The organism is Mycolicibacterium insubricum (assembly GCF_010731615.1).
GTDB lineage: Bacteria > Actinomycetota > Actinomycetes > Mycobacteriales > Mycobacteriaceae > Mycobacterium > Mycobacterium insubricum.
The window spans coordinates 3205233-3228147 of the sequence record NZ_AP022618.1 but is presented as its reverse complement, the minus strand read 5'-3'; the positions used below and the strand labels follow the sequence as shown (position 1 = coordinate 3228147).

Genomic DNA, 22915 nt, shown 5'->3' with positions numbered 1-22915 from the left:
ACAGCGATTCGGAGTGATGTGTCGGTCGAGGATATCGTGCAGCCCGATTGGGACATTCCCCGACCGGTGGCGACCTGCCGACACCTGTTGGAGGCCGCGCGATTGCACGGGTTCGAGGCGGCAGACTGCCTCGCAGGTACCGGCCTGACGCTGGCCGACATCGATGACAGTGCGTCCGAGGTTCAAGCAGGCCAGGAGCTGGCGATTCTGCGGAATATCCTGGGTCGCGTCGAACATCCGCATGAGTTCGCCCGTGACGTCGGTTTGCGGTACAACTTCGCCAACACCGGTGTGCTCGGCTACGCGCTGCTGTCGAGTCCGACCCTGGGCGACGCGGTCAACATTGCCTGTCGGTACGCGACGTTGTCGTCCACATTTCTGCGGCTGAGCCGCCACGACACTTCCGATGGCGCTGTGGTCGAGTTCGATGCCGCAGGCCTGCCGGCCGACGTCCGCAACTTCATGCTGGAACGGGATCTGTTCGCGCTGACCAGCATGGTGCCGCTGCTGGTCGGCCGACTGAGTACGGAGGCGCCGATCAAGGTGGAGCTGCCCGGTATCGATGTCCCTGCCGACCGGCTCGAGTTCCCCGGGATGACGATTGAACTCGACTCTTCCGCCGCGCGCAGCGCGATCACCATCCCGTCCGAATTGCTCGCCCTGCCGATGCCGGCGGCCGATCCCGCCGCCGCGAAGGCGTGTGCGATGGACTGCGAAGCGCTCTTGCAGGCGCGTCTTCGGCGCCGGGGAATCGCCGCGCAGGTGCGCTCCAGGCTGGTCCGGGATCCTGGGGTGTTGCCGTCGATGGCTGTGATCGCCGATGATCTGTGTATTACCGAGCGCACGCTGCATCGTCGCCTCGCGACCGAACACACCAGCTACCGCGCGTTGGTCGACGAGGTGCGGTCGACACTTGCCGTGGCCATGCTTGAATCGGGTCTCACCGTGGAGGAAACGGCACGCCAACTCGGCTATTCAGAGACCGCCGCATTCAGTCGTGCGTTCGTCCGATGGTTGGGTACGCCGCCCAGCAAACATCGGCTCCGTGGACCGTGACGACAGCTGTCCGAAAACATCAAATCCCTGTCCGATCTGCTCATTCCGCCTGTTCGGGCGGGCGACTTAGCCTCGTCGACATGACGAATGTGACGACGTCCCCGGCCGTCCGACGACTGAACTTCGGGTTTGGCGCGCTGGACGGGCAGACCGACACCGACAAATACTTCGCCGACGGCAGCATGGTGTTCAGCCACCTGATCGCGATATTGTCGGCGATCTTCCCGCCCGGGGAGGACATCTTCGTCCGGTCCGTGCGCCGCTACTCCGATCAGCTGGCCGACCCGGACCTACGCCGGCAGGTGGCCGGCTTCATCGGGCAGGAGAAGACGCACGCCCTGCATCACCGCGAGCTCAACGAGCAACTCGCGGCGATGGGCTACCCCACCGCATGGTTCGAGTACCTGCTGCAGTTCACCGAGCGGATGGAGAAGTTCCTCGACAAGCAGTACCCCGGCCCGGACCGGCTGCCCCGACTTCGCCACTTCTTCCTCGGATTCACGGTAGCCGCAGAACATTTCACCGCGACCTGGGCGGAAAACATCCTCAAACGCCCCGAGGTCCAAGCGATGATGTACGACCCCGAGATTCGCAACCTGCTCAACTGGCACGCGCTGGAAGAACTGGAACACAAGTCGGTCGCATTCGACGTCTATCGGGCCGTCGGTGTGCCCGAGTCGACGCGCATCCGCTGGATGCGCTTCGCGCAGAACTGCGGCGTCCCGCTCCTGGTGCTGGCCGCCTGGGTCTCGATCGCCACCACCGACCAAACCGGACGCCGCCAACCGATCCGGATCCTGCGGGAGACGGTGCAGATGTTGCGTACGCCCATGTGGTCTGGCTTCTACTCGGCGATGAGGCCGTTCAAAAAGACTGGCTTCCATCCGGACCAGATCGATACCACCGAACTCGTCGCGTACTGGCAGCGAGAACTCTTCGGAACCGACGGTCAACTCGCCGACCACGTGAGGTGACGATGTCGCCCACACCACGCCTTGTCGGGGCATCCCGACGGAACCGGGCGTTTAGGTTATGGGTGACCCACCGGATCCGGAGTCAAGCAAGCCGGCGAAGCCGGTAATCACCGCGCGCAGGGCAGCGACGTGGCGCCGTTCGGGATCTGTGGTGAGGTACCCGATTGTCGCGGCAATGGCGGGATGGCGCTGGGCTGACGGCGGCTCCGCGGTGTGTGCGGCGGCGTCGACCTGGTCGACTCCGGAAACGAGCACGGCGAAGCCGATCGAGCAGCTTGCGCATGCCAGAAAGAGTGAAACGGCGGTATCGGGGTCGAACCCTGCGGCAAGTATGGTGGCCAGCAATGGTTCGGCGACGTCGTGGACCGTCTCGCTCAGGAACGCTGTTCCGGCGAATAAGCCTGCTACGCCGGGATGCGCAAGCAGGCGCTCGCGGAAGGCGATGAAGAATTCTTCGGTGTCGGTCTCCCATGTTCCGCCGGCCGGAATGGTGATGTCCGCGACGACCTCGGCTGCCACCATGCGCAGAAGCGCCTCCTTGTTTTCCGCATGCCGATAAGGAGCCATCGGGCTGACGTCGAGGTCGGTTGCAAGTCGCCGCATCGTCAGTGCACCGATTCCTCCGCTGTCGATGAGCCGCAACGCGGCAGCGATCAGTGTCGGACGATCGACGGCCTCTGGGCGACCACGCTTGCGCGCCACTACTTCTCCTCTTGACACAGCTGACACCAAGCATTTAAATGACAGCATCAGATAATTAATGTTGGGCAGAGGATAGCTTAGATGAGCAACGCTGGTCCGCCAGGATCGCGGCCTCGGTTACGTCAATCCGACCCAACCGGTTTGTCTCGCAAGCGATCTCGACCGAATCGCCAAAATTAACGGTGCGCCGGTCGGTGGCCGAGAAGCCGGTCGTCGTATCGCCATCACCACACCCATCGGACATCAATTGAAAGGTCATGCCGCGTGAATGCCGGATTGTTACAACGTGTCTCCATCTGGATCGGCCTTGCGTTCATTCCCTTGTTCATCGTCGGCCTGCTGACGGCAGGTTGGCTTCCGCCGCCCTCGCCGAACACCACCGCCGCCGACGTGGCACGAATGTATGCTGAAGATCGCGGCCGTATCCGCACAGGGATATGGATCCTCACCGCGGCATCACCACTGTTGGCATTCTATGGCGCCGCCTTGACCTACCATATTCGCCAGACCCTGGGCTCGACCGTACTGGCTACCGCCCAGTCGCTGGTAGCCGCATGCCTCATTCTGGAATTTATTTTTCCGCAACTGATCTGGCAGGCTGCAGCCTTCCGCGGCGACCGCGACCCGGCGCTGGTGTTGCTCTTCCACGATCTGGGTTGGTTGCTGTACATGGGTGTCGTCGGAACGGCGATGGTTCAGATGGTCATCTGCGCGGTTGTCATCTTCGCCGATCAGCGGCCCGAGCCGCTTATTCCGCGATGGGTTGCATATCTGTGCTTGTGGTCAGCCATCGGTGTCTTGGGTGGGAGCTTTTGTGTATTCACCCAAACCGGACCTGTCGCGTGGAACGGAGTCATCGCCTTCTGGTTGCTCGCGGTGTCCTTTAACACCTGGATGGTCACCATGAGCATCACAATGATCGCGGCGACCCGCAGGCCGGACAAGGGCGCCGTTCTCGTGTGACATCGGATGCACCGCCCATCGATTTGGGCGATGCCCACCGGGGGCCGACGCACCGAGCCTCCGGCGCGACGATCCGCATTCGCCGGTCGGATGCCCGGACAGTCTCGGTTATCAATGGTGGTTGGCGCCGGCGACGCTGGGCGATACTCGGCTGGGTGGCCCCGAACGTCGACAGTCGCACCCGACGACAGACTTCAAAAGCATTGATAAACAAGAGGGGGACCGCTCACATGGCCGTGCCAACCAAGACCGTTCATGCGGCGACCCGATCAGTGATAGGGGCCAGCGGATGGCTGATGCCGATCACGGCGGGCCGCCTGTTGGGGATGGATGTTTCCGAAGACGCCAGCGCGGCACTGTTTCTTCGGCTTGGTGGCTCGCGTGACTTTGCCTTGGCAGCGGGGCCGTTGGTCACTGCTGGGCCATCCAGGTCGAGGATGCTGAAGATCGCCGCCGCTTGCGATCTGGGGGATCTCGTCGCGGTTGCCATCGCGCGCCGGCATGGCAAGCTGTCGCGATTCAGCGCTGTACTGTTCGCCACGGCATCGCTGGGCTGTCTTGCGTTGAGCGGCAAGGCGATATCTGAGGAATAGGAGCCGATGTGGGTCGACCAAAGGTGATGGTCGTCGGAGCCGGTGTGGCGGGGCTGACAGCCGCGTTCCGCCTCCAGCAGCGAGGTTGCGATGTCACGGTGCTGGAGTCCGAGGACCGGGTCGGTGGCAAGACCGCTAGTGTGCAGTCCGACGGGTTTGTCGTCAACACCGGGGCGACGGTGTTGGCTGGCTCCTACGAGGCGCTGCTGGAGTTGGCGCGCGACGTCGGGATCTCCGAACGGTTCTTTCCCGTACCGACGCCGGTGATAGGCGTGGCGAAGGGGGGCCGGGTGTACACCATCCGGGGTGGCGGTCTGGGTGGGCTCGTGGATTTTGTTCGTACTCCGCTGCTTTCGGTGCGCAGTAAGTTCGGTTTGGCGAGAATGGCGTCCGGTCTTCTGCGCTCGCGTACTAGGGCGGGTTACGAGGATCATGACGCACGGGCCGAGTTGGACACTGAAACCGTCGCGCAATACTGCCGACGCAGGCTTAACGCCGAGACCTGCGACCACCTTCTGGCGCCCGTGCTTGGCGGAATCTTCGTGGTGGAGGGTCGTGACCTGTCGATGGCCGACCTGTGGTTCACGCTCTGGAAAGTGCTGCGGGGTGGCTTGCTCGGTTACCGCGGCGGGGTCGACGTCCTGGCCCGAGCCGTTGCCGCGCGCCTGGACGTGCGCACCAATGCGACGGTCTTGGCGGTGTCGAGGTCGGGCGACGGAGCGGTGGTTCGATGGGCATCCGAGCACGGGGTGCACGAGAGGCAGGTCGACGGCGTCGTAATCTCGGTGCCCGCCCCGCAGGTGGGAGAGCTGTTTCCAGAACTCGCCGCGCCGATCGCCAGCATTCTGCGGAGCTGCCTCCAGCAGGCAAATTTTGTGGCAGTGCGCCTAGCGTTGACCGAACGACCGCGTTCACCCGCGACGCTGGTCGTCGCGGGCCCGGATGAACTCGGGGGTATCGCCACGGTGAGTTATGAACACAATCTTTCCCCGGGCGCCGCGCCAGCCGGCAAGGGGTTGCTCGGCGTGCTTTTGTATCACGAATGGGCGACGCCGCGCCTCGGTATGTCCGACCAGGAGTTCGTAGACGCGGTTCTGCGATCGCTGGAGGTCATCGAACCCGGTATCTCGAAGATCGTCCAGTTCTCGCACGTGACGCGGTGGATACCGGGCGCCCTGAAATCCACGCACGGCACGCACCGACAGATCGCCCGTCTCAACCGCTTGATCGACCCCGACGATCGGGTGCAGCTGGCGGGTGACTACCTTGGTGTGCCTTCGGTGAATGGCAGCATCGTTTCCGGTGATAAGGCCGCCGAGCGATTGAGCGCCGCGCTTGGAACCGCATTTCCGGCCGCCGCCACGTGAGGGTACCGCTTCGCTCACCGTAACGTCTGGCTGAGCGCTGCGGCGGCTGCCTCGCCGGATGCTGTGGCGGCGTTGAGGTTCGGGGCGGATAGGTACTCTCCGGCGAAATGAACAGTGTGGTCGAGACGTTGGGTCAAGGCCCGGTAAGCCCTGAGCTGTGCGTAGTGGCCGACGGGGCTGTACTGCTGATGCCATCGGCTGATCTCTACGAACTCGACGTCGTTGGCGATTCCCGGCATGAAAGCCTCGGCGGCCTCGACGGATACAGCGCTGAGCCGATCGTCGTCGTCATCGAAATGGCGCTCGCACCATTCGTTGGTGAGTGTGAGTGTGAGCAATCCCTTGCCGGCGGGGACACGTCCCGGTGCCTTGTTGTGATCACAACCGAAACCCCCGAGGAATGGATGCTCGGCACGCGGAACCATCGAATAGGTGGCACGCACGCCGGCGGGGGCCTTCGATAGTGCGATGTTCGGCGTTACGAGTTTGCCGCGCCGCACCGACCCGAGATATTCGGCCCGCCACGCATCGAGATCGACGCGGATCTCGGCGGCCGCTTGCGCGGGCAGTGCGATGACGCAGCCGCCGACGGTTTGGGTGAGTTCGCCGGCAGAGTCGCGCCAGGTAACCGTGGCCCCATCGGGCCGCTGCTCGACCGCGGTGACTTCGGTGATGGGCAGGATGTCCACTTCCATGGACCGGGTAGCGAGGTGCGGCAATTCGTACTCGGGGTAGGTGCCAAGGATGGCCTGGGAGCCGATCACGATGACTTCGGTTTGGCCGGTGATCTGGCAGGCGGTACGGATTGCGTGTTCCAGTTGGTCGCGACGCATCACACGGCGTTTCGGAGTGCTTGCTGGCGTTCTTCGTCAGTGAGAATCCCGCCCATGGGTGTGACCTCGCGCATTTCGATCGAGTGGCGGTCGACGCCGGTCAGGACACGGCGCAGCGCGGGAACATCCTTGGTGCTGACGAGGCGTTGCCAGTCGTCGAGGTTGGCAAGGTGCGGTTGGCCACGTACATCTGCGCGCAGGCGGGCGATGTTAGCGAAAATGGTTGGCTGCCATGCGGTGAGCGAGGTTGCGCTGAGGTGTGTCGCCAGTTGCCGGTGCATGCTCCAGGAGCGACGCTCGGAACGCGTGAGGTTCACGTTTACGGCTTGGCGGCTGACTTCGAGCCGGTAGCCCATGCACGACAACAGTCGGTCGACCTGGTCGTCGCTGAAATCGATTGTGCCGCTCAGAAACTGGCTGATGCTGGGCTGTCGGACACCACTGATTCGCGCGAGCTGCGATTGGCTCGTCCCGGTTGCAGCCATGACGTGGCGAAGGATGTCGCGGGAACCCATGATCAAACTATAGCATTTTATGCTATAGATGTAGCCGCGCAGAGCAGGCGGTCGGCTGGCTGAGAATGTCCCGATAGGGCGGGGCCGGCGTTCATGGACACCGACATCTCTCCGCTTCAGCAAATGTGATAACCCGCTCCGATGCAGTTTGAAGCGGACATTGTATCCGTATAGCTAAAAACTGTGTCCGAGGGGGACTTGGCCGTCTGCGACACGGGTCGAGGTCTTTCAGTTAGGTCATTAGACAGCGAGTGTGCTGCGCCGGGCATTCCGGGCAAGACGATCTCAGTCGCAGGGGACCCCCGCGACGCTGGTGTTATCCGCGCTCGACGACTCAGTGTTTGAATGCTGGCTTTTGTATTCGAAGACAAGTAGTGTACTGTCTGGCTATCAATTTCGAAGCGAGGCGTCGTTGAGATGGGACGAACCATGGCCAGCCCACTGTTCACACCGCTGAAGATCGCTGCATCGCCCGCACCGGCGGGACCAAAGCCGACTGCAACAGCAAAAGTGTTCGCCCGATCCACGATCGAATGTTGTCGAGGGAAGCTGCCCAGGAAGCGGGGTTGGTCTAGGGGCGCAGCTTGGTAAATCAGCGCCTCAACGCACGTCCGATACCCAAACCGTACTCATCCGTCCAGCACTTTGCCGTTGCATATGGTCCGCGCAATCAGGAGAACGTCCATGACCACCACCGATATCCGCCCCGCCGACTTGACTGCCATGCCCCACGCAGAGCTGGTCGAATTGTTCAAGACCCTGGACGCGCCGGGTCTTTCTGAGATGGTCGGCGAGTTCGACGGAACCCCGCTGCAGCAGCCGAACCTGTTTCGCAGTGCGGTGGCACTGGGGAAGGTGCGCAATCGTCTGCACTGGTGGAAGACCAAAGGTTTCCGGCAAATCGACGAGACTTCTGGCCGCGGCTACAACATCTACCGCCGCGCAGTCAGTGGTCGGCTGATGTATCGCGATCCGATGACAACCCTGATTGCAGCGTCCCACATCGATGACCGGCCCGCCTTCCAACTCGACTATCGGACCTTCGATACCCTCAACGGGTTCGTGAACCTGGTCGACGATGTGCGTCGGGTTGTGCCGGGGCTGTATCTGGGTTTCGGAATGTGGGGCTTCACGGACCGGCAGCGTTCCGTGCTCCAACCGTTCATGCTCGAAGCAACCTCCCGTCCGTACGCTGGCGATATCGGAACGCTGCGCAGCGAGCAGCGGCACGGCCAGCCGCGGCATCACTAATCCGGCGTCGGCCCCCTGCCGGTACGCCGGCCGCGACGTTTCGGCCGCTGGGATCGTTGCCCTCGCCCGATGTTGGATGAGAGACGTCGGCCCAGTCCCTATGTGGGCGGCTTTGGCACGCCCTGCCTCCTGATTCTCGCTTCTTTCACGAAAGCACACGATCCCCCATGAATAAGTCCACGTGGACCCGTAGCGATGTCACGTTCCCTTCCGGGGAAACCACTTGCGCCGCTTGGCTGTATTCCCCGGCCGGCCAGAAGCTCGACCTGCCCGCACCGATCATCGTCATGGCTCATGGCCTGGGCGGGGTGAAGGAACAACGCCTCGACGCGTTCGCGGAACGTTTCGTCGAAGCCGGCTACGCCTGCCTCGTCTTCGACTACCGGTACTTCGGCGCCAGCGGAGGCCAGCCCCGCCAACTACTGGACGTGGCCAGCCAACGCGCGGACTGGAAAGCGGCCATCGCGTTCGTTCGCGATCTGCCGACCGTCGACCCCGATCGCGTGGTCGCCTGGGGCAGTTCATTTGGCGGCGGGCACACCATCGTCACCGCAGCGCAGGACAAGCGGCTCGCCGCCGCCATCGCCCAATGCCCTTTCACCGACGGCCTCGCCTCCGCAAGGACCACCGGCCCGATCGCCGTACTGAAACTGGCTGCCCTGGCAGTGCGCGACGAGATCGGCGCCCAGCTCGGTCGGGCGCCGGTGATGGTGCCAACCTACGGCCCGCCCGGGTCGACCGCGCTGATGAACGCGTCTGACGCCGCATCGGGGATGGAGGCACTCACACCCGCCGGCGTGTCCTACCCCAAGGACGTATCGGCCCGGATTGCCTTGCAGATTCCACGCAACTTCCCTGGACACCACGCCAAGGACGTCGACTGCCCTCTGCTGGTGGCCGTCTGCGAACGCGACACCGTCGCCCCGGCGATGCAGACTCAAAAACACGTCGCCAAGGCCCCGAAAAGGGAGATCAAACTCTACGACACCGGCCACTTCGACATCTACGTCGGCGAGTGGTTCGAGCGCGTCGTCACCGACCAGCTCGAATTTCTCGCGCGCCACGTCCCCCTCGGCTAACCGGCACGTCGGCATTGCGGACGAACATCGTGTCGGCACGGGCGGCGGCGTAAAGCATCAGGCGGGCCGCCCCGAGTCCTATTGAGACAGTCGGCCTGTCGGCCGCTACCGCGTGCGTTCGCGGGCCGATGCTCCAGGGCTGACCACAACCTCGCGGTGCGCGATCGCCGTGTGGTCATCAGTGCATTCAACAACGACTCGCACGGGGGCGCCGCAGTCGGCGTGGCGGACGTTGAGAAAAGGCCCCTCGGGGTCGGCGGTGTACTTGTCGCCCCACTGCATCAAAGAAACGATGATCGGCCAGGTGTCCCAACCTTTTTCGGTGAGCGCGTATTCGTAGCGGGTGCGTCCGCCTGCCGGTCGATAGGGCCGGGTTTCGAGGATCTCCGCCGCAACAAGCTTGCGGAGCCGGTCTGCCAACACTGCCTCGGACACGCCCAGGTGATCGCGGAAATCATCGAACCTCCGGACGCCGTTGATCGCTTCTCGAATGAGCAGCAGGCTCCACTTTTCTCCAACGATGTCGAGTGTTCGCTTCACGGGGCAGTTCTGGGTGTCCAGGCTCAGCCAGTCCACGGCGCACCTCACTTCCGAATTGACAGTCAGCCCCATTATAGCTAGCTTCTATATCAGAAGCCAAAGCTTCCGACGTGACCTCTGCGGTGTCGACCAGCTGGGTTACGTACATCTCGTCAATGCGCTACCAACTCGGCCATCGCATGGTTCGCCGCCGGCGGATCTACATCCGTGTCGTAGGCAAGCTCCGTTTGTCGTGGCACGGAATGACAAGAAGAAGGGAAGACCGCAGTGAACGCCGTATTGTCAGACCCGATCCGACTCGGGATGATCGAAGCCGGCAATCGGATCCTCATGGCGCCGTTGACGCGTAGCCGTGCGAGCGCTGACGGGGTTCCCGGAAGATCCACCGCGACGTACTACGCCCAACGTGCGAGCGCGGGAATGATCGTCTCCGAAGGCATTTGTATCGCGCCAGAAGCAATCGGGAACCCGATGGTGCCCGGCTTGTGGTCACAAGCGCAAATTGATGCCTGGCAGTCAGTGACCACAGCAGTGCATGAGGCCGGCGGGGTAATGGCCGCGCAGCTGTGGCACACCGGCAGAGCGTCGCATCCCAGCGTGCAACCGGAAGGACAGCTGCCCGTGGGACCGTCCCCGATCGCCATCGATGGCCTCACCTTCGCCCGTAACGGCCGGACTCCTTATGTGACGCCGCGGGCGCTAGATGCCGGCGAGATCCCACAGATCGTTGGCCACTACGCGAGTGTCGCGGCCAACGCTAGGGAAGCTGGGTTCGATGCCGTCGAATTGCACTCGGCCAATGGCTATCTCGTCGACCAGTTCTTGCAGGACAGCTCCAACCGGCGTAGTGACCGGTACGGTGGAAGCATCGAGAACCGTGTTCGGCTGCTCGTCGAGATTGTCGTCGCTCTCGTCGACGCTGTCGGCCCGGGACGCGTCGGGGTACGCATCTCACCTGCGAGCGCGTTCCAGGACATGGCCGACTCCGACCCCCACCGACTGTTCGATCATGTGGTGCGTGTGCTCTCCGAGCACGAATTGGCCTACCTTCACGTCGTAGAACCCGGTATCGACGGCTGGCGCGACGCCCGCTTCGAACGGACCTCGCCGATCGACAGCGGTTGGATTCGCGCACGTTACGCGGGGAACATCGTGGCCGCCGGCGGCTACACCGCCGAATCGGCCACCCGTGCAGTCGAATCCGGCATCATTGATGCCGTTGCCTTCGGCCGATCCTTCATCGCGAACCCCGACCTGCCCCGGCGGCTCATCGAAAACCTGCCCATCGCCGAACCCAACCGCGAGACGTTCTACAGCGGCGGCGACGAGGGCTATATCGACTATCCCGTTTGGGATGAGTCGACGGTCAGAGTCTGAAGACACCAATGTCACCAACGAATAGATGCGAGGCGCCCATGAACGTATTAGTTGATGCAGGAATGTTCACCGACCGTGGCGGGTGGATTTTTGACTCTCAGTTCGAGGCGGAGATGGGGGCGCCGTACCTGCTCGCGCACGGACTCGGGGTGCCGGTAGCAGACGCGCGAACGACCGTGACACTTCCGGAGCCCGGCACCTACCACGTCTGGGTGCGCACGAAGGACTGGGTGCCGTCGCATCATCCGGGCAGATTCACTGTGACTGTCGGGGGACATACCTTCGATCGTGAATTCGGAGCGACTGGCCGCGGGTGGGGCTGGGAGGACGCTGGAACTGTTGACCTGGCTGCAGGCGAATCCGACATTGTGCTTCACGACCTCACGGGCTTCGATGGGCGATGCGATGCCATCCTTTTGAGCCTCGACGATGCGCCGCCCCCCGACGGAGCCGGGCCGGCAGCTCGCCGGTGGCGTCGAGCCCAGCGCGGGCACTGCGCGCAGCCACGCGCGGCCGGAGAGTTCGATGTGGTGGTTGTCGGTGGAGGAGTCACCGGTTCGACGGCCGCGTTGGCGGCGGTGCGCTTAGGTCTGCGGGTCGCGCTTATCCAGAACCGTCCCGTTCTGGGTGGCAACGCCAGCGTCGAGATTGGAATTTCCCCTCGCGGCGAGATCAGCGCTCTGGTGCGGGAGCTCTCGGCGCGCCACCCTGACGGCGACCTTGTTGCCCGCGATGTCCTTGACGCCGAACCGAACGTGACCGTCGTCACCGAACATCAGGTGTACGGAGTGCTCACCGAAGGGCGGCGGGTGACCTCGGTCGACGCCCGCGATACCCGCACCGGCACGGAGTGGCGGTTTCGAGCGCCCATCGTTATCGATTGCAGTGGGACGGCGATCATCGGACTACTGGCGGGCGCGCGAACGATGTTCGGACACGAATCCGCGTCGGAATACGGGGAGCCGCTGGCCCCCGCAGAGCATCTCGACGAGCATCATGGCCATACACTGATGTTTCGCACTCGCGATAACGGGACTCCCACGTCCTTTCCTGAGGTCCCCTGGGCTCAAGCGATCGCCAAGGACTATGCGAACCTGAGCGGGCAATTGGTCGAACCCGGCGTCGATAATGGGCCCGGACCTGCCGCTGGGCGCTTCCGCACGCCGGACCCCGAGGTTCGTCGCCGGATGCTGGTTCCCGCAAGCCATTTCTGGGAATACGGCCAATGGCTCGACCCGTACACGCATGGCGAGGAGATCCGAGACCATCTGCTGTGCGCGATCTATGGGACCTTTGCGAACGTCAAATCCGTTGAGCCGCAAACATATGCCAATCTCACGCTGGATTTCGTCGCCTATGTCGCGGCTCAGGGCGAGTTCCGGCGATACCTCGGCGACTACGTCTTGACCGAAAACGACATCCGTGACCATCGGGAGTTCGACGACGGCGTAATCACCAACTCGGGTCCGTTCTGCCTGCACTATCCCATCGACGAAACGTACGATTTTCGGCTCCGGGACTGGAAGTGGGACACCCGCGACGGGCTTCCATTCGAGGTTCCATTCCGATGCCTCTACTCGGCAGACATCGACAACCTCCTGGTGGCCGGCAAGCACATCAGCGTCACACACATCGCGGGCTCAGCCACCAAGTTCATGGGTAACGGCGGCCAGCACGCCATCGCGGCCGCCGCCGCTGCGTCAATCTGCTTGCGCGAGAGCATCAGTCCGCGTGACGTCGGTGCAGAACACATCGATGAATTGAGGAGCGTGGTGGAAAAGCTCACCGCAGGTAGCGATTTCCCCAGTGAAAGCACCCAATCTTAGGGAGGGCGCACTACCTTCCCGTCGACTGACCCACACCCGCGCCCAACGATTCAAGGACACCACCAATGCCCAAATACAACCTCGCCGGCCGCACCACCGGCGGCCTCGGGTCCGCCCTCGCCACGACATGCGGGCCCGCGGCGCCAATCTCGCCCTCCTCGACCTAGACGAAACACCACCCAGGTCCAGGCCAGCAGCCTCGGCCCCGTCGCGGTGGCGCGCGGATGGGCTGTTGACGTCACCAATCTCGATAACAGTAAAGAAAGTCCTCACATCGCAGGTCAGACGGTGTTTCCAGCACGGTGGTCCGGTGGTTTGGCGGCGGACGGAGGGCGAAGCGGAGCGACCGGCGCGGACGGGAGCGCTAGCGGACGGGAGCAGAGGGAGCGCAGCGAAGCCCGCAGGTAGCCGCCACATGGTGATTGGGATTGCGGCGCGGGCAGTCAGCTTGCTGCTGGGGTGGGAGATACTGCGACGCTGTGCTGGGGCTCGTAGGCTGGACGGTATGAGCGGGGCGATGACACATCGTGCACGGCGGGAGGCCGAGGCGCGGCTCGCTGAGCAGCCGCGACGGCTGGCGCATGTGCGGGGCGTGGCCGGTGCCGCGGAACGGCTGAGTCGGCGTTTCGACGCGGACACAGCGGACCGTCTGGTAGCGGCGTCCTGGCTGCACGATATTGGCTACGCGCCGTCGGTGCGCCGAACGGGTTTTCATCCACTCGATGGCGCAGAATTTGCCCGGTTGGCAGGTTTTGGGGAGCTGGTCGCGTCATTGGTGGCGTTTCATACGGGTGCGCACGTGGAGGCGTCCGAGCGCAGAGTTTCGGGTTTATCGGCGTTCAGCGGTCCCCCCCGCGACGTGTTGGACGCGTTGACGTTTTGTGATCTGATGACCGGACCAGACGGCACGCCGGTGTCGGCCGAGGGCCGGTTGCGCGACGTGTTGGCGCGCTATGGGCCGCAGGATCCGGTGCACCGTGCGGTCGTTGCTGGGCGCGAGGAGTTGCTGGCGGCGGTCGGACGGGTGCGCTGCTGGCTGTAACCCCGCGTGGGTCAGCCGAGGTAAGGGCTGGCTCGGTGTTGGAGGTAGTGCTCAATCCGTAGCCGCATCGACGGGTGCATATCCAGGCCGGCGATGTCGTCGGGATCGGTCCAGGCGATGTCGGTGCTTTCGTGGTCGATGGCCAGCTCGCCGCCGAGCACCTTAGTGGTGAACAGCAGTGAGAATTGTTGGCGAACTTCACCGTCGGTGAAAGCGACGACATGTCTCGGGTTGGTGTAGACACCGACCAGCCCAGTGATCTCGACGTCGAGCCCCGTTTCTTCCTTGACCTCACGGATGGCCGTGTCGGCGATGGTTTCGCCGATGTCGTGCCCGCCGCCGGGGAGTGCCCACAGAGTATTGTCACGGCGTTTGACCAGCAGGATCCGGCCGTGTTCGTCGGTGACGATCGCTGACGCCGATGGAACGACACTGTTTGGCTCGGGAGCGTTCGGGTCGTTGTAGTAGTCGGTGCGCACGCGGGTCAGCCTTTCGAGGTTAGGGGTGTGGCGTTTTCCCACACCTGGGTGAATGCCTGTTCGAGCGTCGCCCAGAGCCGGGGTTCGTGGTGGCGGGACAGCACTAATACCGGGTTGTTGCGTCCGGGTGAGCCGTAGATGTGGAAGTTAACGATCATGGTGTCATCGACCCGGAAGATCGACGTGTACAGCGTCGTGTCATGGGTGCGGATATCCAGTCCCGGGGTTCCGGCGTGTGGGGTGAGCAGTTCCACTGAGGTGCGGCAGCGGGCGATGACGGCCTCGCCGATTCCTTCCTCCTCGCCCCGCAGGATCGTGGTGGCGGTGTCTGGGTCACCGACGAGGAATCGCACCGCGACGCCGCGAGCGGCGGCATCGAGCAGGGTGTCGAGGAAGCCGTCGAGTGTGTCGAACAGGAAGGTGGCCGCCAACACGAGGATGTCGATGCCGGTGGTCGCACCGGAGAAATGCTGCTGCCACTCGCTGATCGGTAGTTGGGTGCGGCTGGCGTACAGGGTCGCGGTGAACGGCCCACTGTTGGTGGACATGGTCGCCAGTGGAGTTGTGGTCGCAGGCCGGTACTGATTGGGCCACAGATCGTGCGGGGTGCAGCCGAGCAAGGTGGCCGCGCGCCGCGCGTTGTTCTCGCGGATGTTGCAGTTGGTGTCGGCCAGCCAACGGCGCACCGTCTTGACGTCCACGCCGATTGCGGTGGCGAAGCGCTGGGGGGAAAAGCTCTTGGCCTGCAACCGCTGTGCGAGCCGATCGTTGGGGATCGCGGGTGCCTCGCTGTCATCGTGATCGTCCATCGTCTCAGCGCATATCTTCCCGTGTCGCCTCTGCCTGTTCCCGCGGGTGGCTCCCAGTTTGCCACGCGCCGATCGGCGATCGACGGCAGTTGTCACCTACCGATGCCCATAGGTATGTCCCTGCCACGTTCGAAATGTCCGCGGCCATGTCGGCAATGCCGATCAATGTCCCTGACGAAGTCCGCGGTGTCCGCGTGAACTGAAGTTCAGCGCCACGACGGCGCGTTCAATTCACGAAAGGAACAGCAGGACAATGCGTTTGAGAATTGATACGTCAGGAACCCGGTTCATCGTCACCCGGGCGGCCGAGCCGCGGCTGAACTTCGAGACCGGCAGCCCCAAAATCGACACCGCCACCGGGCTGCCGCAGCACTCGGTGCAATTGCTGGCGTTGGATGACACCGGGGGTGAGGTGCTCAACGTGATAGTGGCCGGTGACCCGAACGTCGCGGTCACCCAACCTGTCTCGGTGAGCAGGCTGGTGGCCATCCCGTGGGCGCAGGGCGATCGCAGTGGCGTGGCCTTCCGCGCTGATGCCATCGCCGGCGCCACGGCTGGTGCGGCGGCGACTGAACAGGCGCGCGCGCAGAAGTAACCCCTCTGGGTGGGGCGCGGTGAGCAGATCGCCACGCCCCACCCCGCAGCGGCCGTCAACCACTTTTGCTCAAGGAGGGCACTCGTCATGGCATCAAACAACAAGCACACCGATAACGCCGGATCGGGAGATGACGACTGGCTCGGGGATCTGGTCACGGCGTTGTTCACCGCCGCGGGGTATCTGCTGTGGTGGGCGGTGCTGTTCCCCGCCATCAGTGTCCCGATCGTCGTCAGCCTCACACTCGGCGTGGCGCACGGACCGCGTGCGGGCCTGGTCGCCGCGATCGTGTTCGGCGCCGGGTATGCGGGGTGGGCTTGGCTGGACCCAGTCTCGTTTCGGGGGTGGGTGACCGAACCGGTACGGCGACGCGTGCTGACCTGGTCGCGTTACACCCGCTCCTGGGAATCGACGTGCGCCCTGCACGGTCTGACCGCGAAACTCGGTGAGCGCACCCTCGTGCCGACGTTACGCACCGTGACGATCGGTAGGACTTCCGACACGTTGGCGGTGCGGATCGTTACCGGCCAATCCGCCGCTGATTGGCACCAACAATCCGAAGCGCTGGCCGCCGCCTGGCGCGCCGACCGGATGACCATCACCACCAGCGGGCCCGGGGAACTGCGTATCACGCTGATGCGCGGGGATGTGCTGGCAGAACCTGTCCCTTTGCCCATGCCCACCTCCGTGACACCGGTGACGCTGGAGTCGGTTCGGGTCGGAATCACCGAAACCCGGAACTACTGGCAGGTGCCGCTGCTCGGCCATCACATTCTGGTCGCCGGAGCGACCGGTGCAGGCAAAGGCAGCGTGTTGTGGTCACTGATCGCCGGCATCGCTCCCGCGGTGAGGACCGGCCTGGTGCGGCTGTGTGTCATCGACCCCAAAGGCGGCATGGAACTGGGCGCCGGGTTACCGATGTTCACGGTGTTCACCCACGACGCCACAGATACCACCCTCGACCTGCTGCGCCAGCTGGTCACCGTGATGCGCGCCCGCGCCAACCGGTTGCGCGGCCACACGCGCCTGCATACCCCGACGCCAGCCGAGCCGTTGTTTGTGGTGGTGATCGATGAGGTCGCCGCACTCACCGCGTACGTGACCGACCGCAAGGCCCGCACCGAGATTGAACAACTGCTGGGCCTGCTGCTCTCTCAGGGCCGGGCGGTGGGGATCTCAGTGGTGGCCGCAGTGCAAGACCCGGCCAAAGACACCCTGCCGGTGCGCCAACTGTTCACCGTGCGGATCGGGTTGCGGCTGACCGAAGCCACCCAAACCACCATGATCCTCGGGCAAGGAGCCCGCGATGCCGGTGCGGAATGCGACCGGATCTCTGATGCGACACCGGGCGTCGGCTACATGATGATCGACGGGACTGCCGAACCCGCGCGGGTGCGGGCCTTCCACGTCACCGATCACGACGTCACCACCCTGGCCACGCAGTTCCCGCGCGCTGCTCGCCGACCGGCCAGCAACCGGCGCCCGCGCAATACGGGCAGTGGCCAGACCTCGAATGAGGGCACTGGTGAATAACCCCAACCCACCAGCACAGATCGCCCTTCCCGGCATTCCAGACGCGGTCGACACCGCCAAAGTGATCGATGAGATGGTTCGCCGGGTGGCCTCGATGGGGTACGAATCCTGTTGGCGGCGTGCGGAATCGGTCGGTTTCTGTGCCCATCCGATTCAGCTGGTTGGCTCCGACGGCTACGGTCGGGAGCGGCTGGTATGGACGCGGTGCAACAACCGGCGCGACCAAATCTGCCCCTCGTGCTCGGATCTCTACGCCCGCGACACGTGGCAGCTCGTCCACGCTGGAGCTGCGGGCGGCCACCACGGTATGCCCACCGCGGTGGCCGATCGTCCGCAGGTATTTGTCACGCTGACCGCCCCCAGCTTCGGAGTCGTCCATACAGCCGCTAAGTCGAGGGACAAGTCAGCGCCGGCTTGTCGAGACCAGCACGGGATTGGCGGGTATCGACGATGCCAACATGGAAAACCGCTGTGGTGCAGTACGACCCACGACCAGAGTGATCCACTGGCAGGTCAGCCACTCTGCCTAGAGTGTTACGACTATGCCGGGCATGTGCTGTTCACCTGGCACCTTCCCGAACTCTGGCGACGCTTCACCATCACCTTGCGACGCGCACTCCGACAGGAGATGAAAGCCGCCGGAGCTGATGCGGATGAAGTGCGAATCAGCTTCGTCAAAGTGGTTGAATTGCAGGCCCGACTCGTTCCGCATATTCATGCTCTGATCCGCCTTGATCCACCCGACGCTGATAACGGCGGCGGTCGGGGCTGGCAGTCGCCCCTGGCGGCAACCGATCTGATAACGATCCTCCAGCAGGCCGCGCGAACCGTGGCCGTGACGGTCACTGACCCATCCTCAGATACTTCGAAACGGGTGTTGAGATTTGGAACGCAAGTCGACACTCAACCCGTCGGAAAACGGCAGGACATCGCGTAAAGCACTGCTGCGCAGGATGATTCACTAGAAGACCCGATGCTGCCAGGCCGCCGCGTAGCACGCTACCTCGCGAAGTACGTCACCAAATCCTTGGCTGACGTTGGCATCAGCGCACGTCGTATCTCCGCCGAGGCTATCGCTGACCTCGACGTCACTGATCACGTCCGTGCGATTCTGACTACTATCAGCCAACTTGCTGACAACGGACTGGCCGGTATTGGCCGGTGGCTACACACCCTGGGCTACAGAGGCCACATCACCTCCAAGTCCCACCGTTACTCCACCACCATGACCGCATTGCGCGAACGCCGCGCCAACTGGACACGTGACCAGCAGTTGAAATGCACTGCACATCCGCACGAACTGGAGTTCGATTCTGCTGATGCTGATGCTGATGATCGGGTGGTATGGGAGTTTGACCGGGCCGGCCTGACCAGCTTCGGCGACCGCACTCTCATCCAATCCGCGGCCCTGCAACGCATCCAGGCCCGCCGGACCGGACTGATCGAAGCGCGACGCCAAGCTCCCAGCCAACAGGGAGATCCGCCCAGAGGTGGCGATGGCTGACAGTTCCCGAGCAACTGATGCTCGCACCGAGCGCGACGGGCGAATCGACGCGCCGACCTTGTCGGAGAGAGGTGCTGAAATGGTGGCACCCGAGACCTATCGACTTCCGCATGAGGCCAACCGCGCGCTGATGCAGGTCATACTGGCTGTACGGGACCGGATGTCTGGATCAGGGAGGGGAGTGGCGTGAGTCTGAGGTTCGCCTTCTACGGACGAGTGAGCACGGAGGACGCTCAAGACCCAGAGGCGAGTCGAAGCTGGCAGAAACGGCGGGCCATCGACCTGATCACTCCACATGGCGGAGTCCTCGTCAGTGATTACTTCGATGTGGGACAAAGCCGTTCGCTGCCGTGGAAGCGCAGGCCCGAGGCGTCGCGTCTGCTAGTCGATGTCACCGCTCGGGATCGTGGCTTCGACGCCGTGGTGATCGGCGAACCTGCCCGCGCGTTCTACGGGCCGCAATTCGCGCTCACATTCCCCGTGCTCACGCACTACGGCGTCGGCCTATGGGTACCCGAAGTCGGGGGAGCGGTTGATCCGGGCTCGGAGGCACACGACCTGGTGATGACGCTTTTCGGCGGCATGAGTAAGGGAGAGCGCGCGCGAATCCAGATGCGAGTCCGTACGGCGATGTCGGCCCTGGCGCAAGACACGACCCGATACCTCGGTGGTCGACCACCCTATGGTTATCGGCTCGTCGATGCCGGACCGCACCCAAACCCTGCCAAGGCAAATCTCGGGCAGCGGCTCCATCGCCTCGATCCCGATCCCGCGACATCGTCGGTCGTCGAGCGGATCTACCGCATGTACGCCGATGGCGCTGGACTGCGCTACATCGCCCAACAGCTCACCGGCGAGGGTGTGCCGTCACCGAGCCAATACGACCCGGCACGGAATCGTCACCGTGACCCGCGCGGATGGTCCCATTCGGCGATCCGCGCGATCCTCGACAACCCGGCGTACCGCGGTATCCGTGTGTGGGGCAAGCAAGAGAAATACGAAGTCCTGGTCAATCCCGAGGATGTCGCTGCGGGGTATGAGACTCGTATGCGGTGGCGTGCTGAGGCCGATTGGATCGCACCGGACCGCCGCACCCACGAAGCACTGATCTCCGATCAGTTGGCACAGGCTGTTCGGCTTCGGACACAGGCGCGGCGCGGTCCTGGTCTTGTGTGCAGCAGAGAATCGACGGTGCCTTACGCGTTGCGCGGGCTGCTCTTCTGTGCTGCATGCGGACGCCGCATGCAGGGCGCTGCCCGACCAGGGAAGCAAACAACGCGCATCCTCTACCGATGCGAGCTGGGGAAGTCGCGTTCTGTACCTGTGGACCTGAGCGATCACCCGCGCACCGTTTATCTCCGGGAAGACGAGGTGATCGCACGACTGGACGAATGGATCGCCACTCTGGCCAATCCAGACGACCTCGCACGCGGGCAGGACATGGCCCCAGCGGCAGGAGCCGGTTATGCCGCTGTGCAGCGTGAGATCAGCGACGTCAACAGCAAGATTGCCGCCTTGGTCGCTGCGGTGGAGTCGGGTGTGGCCGTTGAGGACTTGACTGCCGCATTGCGTCGCCGCACGGCCGAGCGTGATGAGTTGCGGGCCCGTCTTGAGCGAACGGAGCGACCCCACGTCATGTCCGCCGCTGAGATCAGCGAGTTGGTCGAAGAGTTGGGCGGCCTGTCGGTCATCCTCGGAAAGGCAACCGGGGCAGAACGCGCTCAGGTGTACGCAAGCCTGGGTTTGCGCCTTGATTACGATCCGCACTTACGGCAAGTCACGGCGACCGCCGACTTGAGTCGTGTCGCCCGACGTGTCCGAGGGGGGACTTGAACCCCCACGCCCGTTAATAGGGCACTAGCACCTCAAGCTAGCGCGTCTGCCATTCCGCCACTCGGACTGCTCCCGCCTGCGCGGGCAGCTAAGGCTAACGGATGCCCCGCGTCATACCCAAACCAGACCCGACCCCGGATGGTAGGAAAGAAGCGTGACCCAGCCACAGCGGCCCGCCGACGAGGTCGTCGACCTGGTCAGCACCCTGATCAGGTTCGACACCACCAACACCGGCAACCCGGACACCACCCGCGGTGAGGCCGAATGCGCCCGCTGGGTCGCCGACCAGCTGGAGGCCGTCGGATACCAGACGGTCTACGTGGAATCCGGCGCCCCGGGCCGCGGCAACGTGTTCGCCCGGCTGGCCGGCGCCGATCCGGGCCGCGGCGCCCTGATGATTCACGGCCACCTCGACGTCGTGCCCGCCGAGGCCGCCGACTGGAGCGTGCACCCGTTCTCCGGGGCCGTCACCGACGGCTACGTCTGGGGCCGCGGGGCCGTCGACATGAAGAACATGGTCGGGATGATGATCGCCGTCGCCCGGTGGCTCAGACGCGCGGGCGTCGTCCCGCCGCGCGACCTGGTGTTCGCGTTCGTCGCCGACGAGGAGGCCGGCGGCACCTACGGCTGCAAATGGCTGGTCGAGAACCGGCCAGACCTGTTCGATCGCGTCACCGAGGCAGTCGGGGAGGTCGGCGGCTTCTCGCTGACCGTGCCGCGCCGCGACGGCGGTGACCGGCGGCTGTATTTGATCGAGACCGCGGAAAAGGGCATGCAGTGGATGCGGCTGACCGCGCGCCGCCCGGCCGGGCACGGATCCTTCGTGCACGACGACAACGCGGTCACCGCGCTGGCCGAGGCGGTCGCGAAACTCGGCCGGCACCGGTTCCCCCTGGTGCTGACCGACGCCGTGGGCGAGTTCCTGGCCGCCGTCGCCGAAGAGACCGGACACACCTTCGACCCGGCCTCGCCGGATCTGGACGGCATGGTGGCCAAGCTCGGCCCGATCGGCCGGATCGTCGGCGCCACCCTGCACGACACCGCGAACCCCACCATGCTGTCGGCCGGCTACAAGGCCAACGTGATCCCCGCCAGCGCCGAGGCCGTCGTCGACTGCCGGGTGCTGCCCGGCCGCCGGGCGGCCTTCGAGCGCGAGCTCGACGAACTGCTCGGCCCGGGCATCGAGCGCGAATGGATCACCGAATTACCGCCGTACGAAACGACTTTCGACGGCGATCTGGTCGACGCGATGAACACGGCGCTGCTCGCGGCGGACCCGGAGTCGCGCATCGTCCCGTATATGCTGTCCGGCGGGACGGACGCCAAGCACTTCGCCCGGCTCGGGATCCGCTGCTTCGGTTTCACCCCGTTACGGCTGCCCCCGGAACTGGATTTCGCGGCGCTGTTCCACGGTGTCGACGAACGGATTCCGGTGGATTCGCTGGTCTTCGGGACCGAAGTGCTGACGAGATTTTTGCAGAACTGCTGAGCTGAGAAGGGAACCCCCACCGTGGCTTTTCCGTACAACCCCTACGACTTCCTGCCCGAGCTGCCGAGCTTCACGCTGACCAGCCAGTCCTTCACCGACGGCGGTCCGCTGGCGAATCCGCAGGTCAGCGGCATCTTCGGCGCCGGTGGGGAGGACGAATCGCCGCAGTTGAGCTGGTCGGGCTTCCCCGAGGAGACCCGCAGCTTCGCCGTCACGGTCTATGACCCCGATGCCCCGACGGTGTCCGGGTTCTGGCATTGGGCGGTGGCCAACCTGCCCGCCACGTGCACCGACCTGCCCGCCGGTGTCGGTGACGGCAGTTCGCTGCCGGGCGATGCGCTCACCCTGGCCAACGACGCCGGCCTGCGTCGATTCCTCGGTGCCGCCCCTCCGCCCGGACACGGGCCGCACCGCTACCTGGTGGCCGTGCACGCCGTCGGTGTGGAGCGCCTCGACATCCCCGAGGATGCCACCCCCGCCTTCCTGGGTTTCAATCTGTTCAGCAATGCCATCGCCCGTTCCGTCATCCACGGCACATACCAGCGTTGACCGGCC

21 protein-coding genes, 1 tRNA gene and 1 pseudogene are annotated in these 22915 nt (G+C 64.2%); 16 read left to right on the top strand and 7 right to left on the bottom strand.

Annotated features, from left to right (window positions below):
* Positions 1–18: 18 nt before the first annotated feature.
* Together G6N16_RS15275 and G6N16_RS15270 are read left to right on the top strand one after the other, a co-directional pair.
* The gene (locus tag G6N16_RS15275) at positions 19–1056 is read left to right on the top strand and encodes an AraC family transcriptional regulator (protein WP_083029741.1); all 1038 of its coding nucleotides are present in this window, start codon (positions 19–21) and stop codon (positions 1054–1056) included.
* An 80-nt stretch (positions 1057–1136) separates the two neighbouring features.
* Entirely contained in the window at positions 1137–2030 is an 894-nt protein-coding gene (locus G6N16_RS15270; protein WP_083029740.1) for a metal-dependent hydrolase, read from the top strand.
* 51 nt (positions 2031–2081) lie between these two features.
* Here G6N16_RS15270 and G6N16_RS15265 read toward each other — a convergent pair whose 3' ends face one another.
* Positions 2082–2732: a TetR family transcriptional regulator gene (locus G6N16_RS15265; protein WP_163787899.1), complete on the bottom strand. Its 651-nt coding sequence runs from the start codon at positions 2730–2732 to the stop codon at positions 2082–2084.
* A gap of 264 nt (positions 2733–2996) precedes the next feature.
* On the opposite strand from G6N16_RS15265, the gene G6N16_RS15260 reads away from it, so the two are divergent.
* From G6N16_RS15260 to G6N16_RS15250, 3 genes are all read left to right on the top strand, one after another.
* On the top strand, positions 2997–3695 hold the full coding sequence (locus G6N16_RS15260) for a DUF4386 family protein (protein WP_163787898.1): 699 nt from the start codon (positions 2997–2999) through the stop codon (positions 3693–3695).
* Between the two features lie 296 nt (positions 3696–3991).
* Positions 3992–4288, top strand: coding sequence for a hypothetical protein (locus G6N16_RS15255; RefSeq protein ID WP_133052893.1), 297 nt, complete (start codon positions 3992–3994; stop codon positions 4286–4288).
* Between the two features lie 8 nt (positions 4289–4296).
* A complete protein-coding gene (locus G6N16_RS15250) occupies positions 4297–5655 on the top strand; it encodes a protoporphyrinogen/coproporphyrinogen oxidase (RefSeq protein WP_133052892.1) in 1359 nt (452 codons plus the stop codon).
* Positions 5656–5669: 14 nt separating this feature from the next.
* Here G6N16_RS15250 and G6N16_RS15245 read toward each other — a convergent pair whose 3' ends face one another.
* Positions 5670–6488 (bottom strand): FAD-dependent oxidoreductase, encoded by an 819-nt coding sequence (locus G6N16_RS15245; RefSeq protein ID WP_110810761.1) that lies wholly within the window; start codon positions 6486–6488, stop codon positions 5670–5672.
* Positions 6488–7003 carry a helix-turn-helix domain-containing protein gene (locus G6N16_RS15240; RefSeq protein ID WP_234805755.1) on the bottom strand — a complete coding sequence of 172 codons (516 nt, stop codon included), beginning with the start codon at positions 7001–7003 and terminating at the stop codon, positions 6488–6490. Before G6N16_RS15240 ends, G6N16_RS15245 begins: the two co-directional genes overlap by 1 nt.
* A 684-nt stretch (positions 7004–7687) precedes the next feature.
* On the opposite strand from G6N16_RS15240, the gene G6N16_RS15235 reads away from it, so the two are divergent.
* Positions 7688–8254 (top strand): hypothetical protein, encoded by a 567-nt coding sequence (locus G6N16_RS15235; RefSeq protein WP_083029734.1) that lies wholly within the window; start codon positions 7688–7690, stop codon positions 8252–8254.
* A gap of 167 nt (positions 8255–8421) precedes the next feature.
* Positions 8422–9333, top strand: coding sequence for an alpha/beta hydrolase (locus G6N16_RS15230; RefSeq protein ID WP_083029733.1), 912 nt, complete (start codon positions 8422–8424; stop codon positions 9331–9333).
* A gap of 105 nt (positions 9334–9438) precedes the next feature.
* Here the strand turns inward: G6N16_RS15230 and G6N16_RS15225 are convergent, their stop codons facing one another.
* Positions 9439–9909 carry a winged helix-turn-helix transcriptional regulator gene (locus tag G6N16_RS15225; protein WP_083029798.1) on the bottom strand — a complete coding sequence of 157 codons (471 nt, stop codon included), beginning with the start codon at positions 9907–9909 and terminating at the stop codon, positions 9439–9441.
* Positions 9910–10140: 231 nt separating this feature from the next.
* Between G6N16_RS15225 and G6N16_RS15220 the strand changes: the two genes are divergently transcribed.
* From G6N16_RS15220 to G6N16_RS15210, 3 genes are all read left to right on the top strand, one after another.
* A complete protein-coding gene (locus G6N16_RS15220) occupies positions 10141–11250 on the top strand; it encodes an alkene reductase (RefSeq protein ID WP_083029732.1) in 1110 nt (369 codons plus the stop codon).
* A 62-nt stretch (positions 11251–11312) separates the two neighbouring features.
* Positions 11313–13076 carry an FAD-dependent oxidoreductase gene (locus G6N16_RS15215; protein WP_234805754.1) on the top strand — a complete coding sequence of 588 codons (1764 nt, stop codon included), beginning with the start codon at positions 11313–11315 and terminating at the stop codon, positions 13074–13076.
* Positions 13077–13581: 505 nt separating this feature from the next.
* Positions 13582–14118 (top strand): HD domain-containing protein, encoded by a 537-nt coding sequence (locus tag G6N16_RS15210; RefSeq protein WP_083029797.1) that lies wholly within the window; start codon positions 13582–13584, stop codon positions 14116–14118.
* Positions 14119–14129: 11 nt separating this feature from the next.
* Here G6N16_RS15210 and G6N16_RS15205 read toward each other — a convergent pair whose 3' ends face one another.
* Positions 14130–14597, bottom strand: a complete 468-nt coding sequence (locus tag G6N16_RS15205; RefSeq protein WP_083029730.1) for an NUDIX hydrolase — start codon at positions 14595–14597, stop codon at positions 14130–14132.
* Between the two features lie 5 nt (positions 14598–14602).
* The gene (locus G6N16_RS15200) at positions 14603–15406 is read right to left on the bottom strand and encodes a hypothetical protein (RefSeq protein WP_083029729.1); all 804 of its coding nucleotides are present in this window, start codon (positions 15404–15406) and stop codon (positions 14603–14605) included.
* A gap of 253 nt (positions 15407–15659) precedes the next feature.
* On the opposite strand from G6N16_RS15200, the gene G6N16_RS15195 reads away from it, so the two are divergent.
* From G6N16_RS15195 to G6N16_RS15180, 4 genes and pseudogenes are all read left to right on the top strand, one after another.
* Positions 15660–16001, top strand: coding sequence for a hypothetical protein (locus tag G6N16_RS15195; protein ID WP_083029728.1), 342 nt, complete (start codon positions 15660–15662; stop codon positions 15999–16001).
* A gap of 87 nt (positions 16002–16088) precedes the next feature.
* Complete coding sequence (locus G6N16_RS15190) at positions 16089–17534, top strand: FtsK/SpoIIIE domain-containing protein (RefSeq protein ID WP_083029727.1); 1446 nt, start codon at positions 16089–16091, stop codon at positions 17532–17534.
* Positions 17515–19038: pseudogene (locus G6N16_RS15185) on the top strand (replication initiator). Before G6N16_RS15190 ends, G6N16_RS15185 begins: the two are co-directional and overlap by 20 nt.
* A gap of 186 nt (positions 19039–19224) precedes the next feature.
* Positions 19225–20871, top strand: coding sequence for a recombinase family protein (locus G6N16_RS15180; RefSeq protein WP_083029726.1), 1647 nt, complete (start codon positions 19225–19227; stop codon positions 20869–20871).
* Here the strand turns inward: G6N16_RS15180 and G6N16_RS15175 are convergent.
* Positions 20853–20938 (bottom strand) — tRNA-Leu (locus G6N16_RS15175). The genes G6N16_RS15180 and G6N16_RS15175 overlap by 19 nt on opposite strands.
* Before the next feature lie 87 nt (positions 20939–21025).
* Between G6N16_RS15175 and G6N16_RS15170 the strand changes: the two genes are divergently transcribed.
* Positions 21026–22360: a M20/M25/M40 family metallo-hydrolase gene (locus G6N16_RS15170; RefSeq protein WP_083029725.1), complete on the top strand. Its 1335-nt coding sequence runs from the start codon at positions 21026–21028 to the stop codon at positions 22358–22360.
* 21 nt (positions 22361–22381) lie between these two features.
* Positions 22382–22909, top strand: a complete 528-nt coding sequence (locus tag G6N16_RS15165) for a YbhB/YbcL family Raf kinase inhibitor-like protein (protein WP_083029724.1) — start codon at positions 22382–22384, stop codon at positions 22907–22909.
* Positions 22910–22915 lie beyond the last annotated feature (6 nt).

What these genes read in the sequence shown, in the direction of transcription:
- G6N16_RS15240 (WP_234805755.1), bottom strand. Translation starts at nt 7,003, where the DNA reads ATGGGTTCCCGCGACATCCTTCGCCACGTCATGGCTGCAACCGGGACG.
- G6N16_RS15235 (WP_083029734.1), top strand. Translation starts at nt 7,688, where the DNA reads ATGACCACCACCGATATCCGCCCCGCCGACTTGACTGCCATGCCCCAC.
- G6N16_RS15190 (WP_083029727.1), top strand. Translation starts at nt 16,089, where the DNA reads ATGGCATCAAACAACAAGCACACCGATAACGCCGGATCGGGAGATGAC.
- G6N16_RS15210 (WP_083029797.1), top strand. Translation starts at nt 13,582, where the DNA reads ATGAGCGGGGCGATGACACATCGTGCACGGCGGGAGGCCGAGGCGCGG.
- G6N16_RS15245 (WP_110810761.1), bottom strand. Translation starts at nt 6,488, where the DNA reads ATGCGTCGCGACCAACTGGAACACGCAATCCGTACCGCCTGCCAGATC.
- G6N16_RS15215 (WP_234805754.1), top strand. Translation starts at nt 11,313, where the DNA reads ATGTTCACCGACCGTGGCGGGTGGATTTTTGACTCTCAGTTCGAGGCG.
- G6N16_RS15270 (WP_083029740.1), top strand. Translation starts at nt 1,137, where the DNA reads ATGACGAATGTGACGACGTCCCCGGCCGTCCGACGACTGAACTTCGGG.
- G6N16_RS15230 (WP_083029733.1), top strand. Translation starts at nt 8,422, where the DNA reads ATGAATAAGTCCACGTGGACCCGTAGCGATGTCACGTTCCCTTCCGGG.
- G6N16_RS15195 (WP_083029728.1), top strand. Translation starts at nt 15,660, where the DNA reads ATGCGTTTGAGAATTGATACGTCAGGAACCCGGTTCATCGTCACCCGG.
- G6N16_RS15255 (WP_133052893.1), top strand. Translation starts at nt 3,992, where the DNA reads ATGCCGATCACGGCGGGCCGCCTGTTGGGGATGGATGTTTCCGAAGAC.
- G6N16_RS15200 (WP_083029729.1), bottom strand. Translation starts at nt 15,406, where the DNA reads ATGGACGATCACGATGACAGCGAGGCACCCGCGATCCCCAACGATCGG.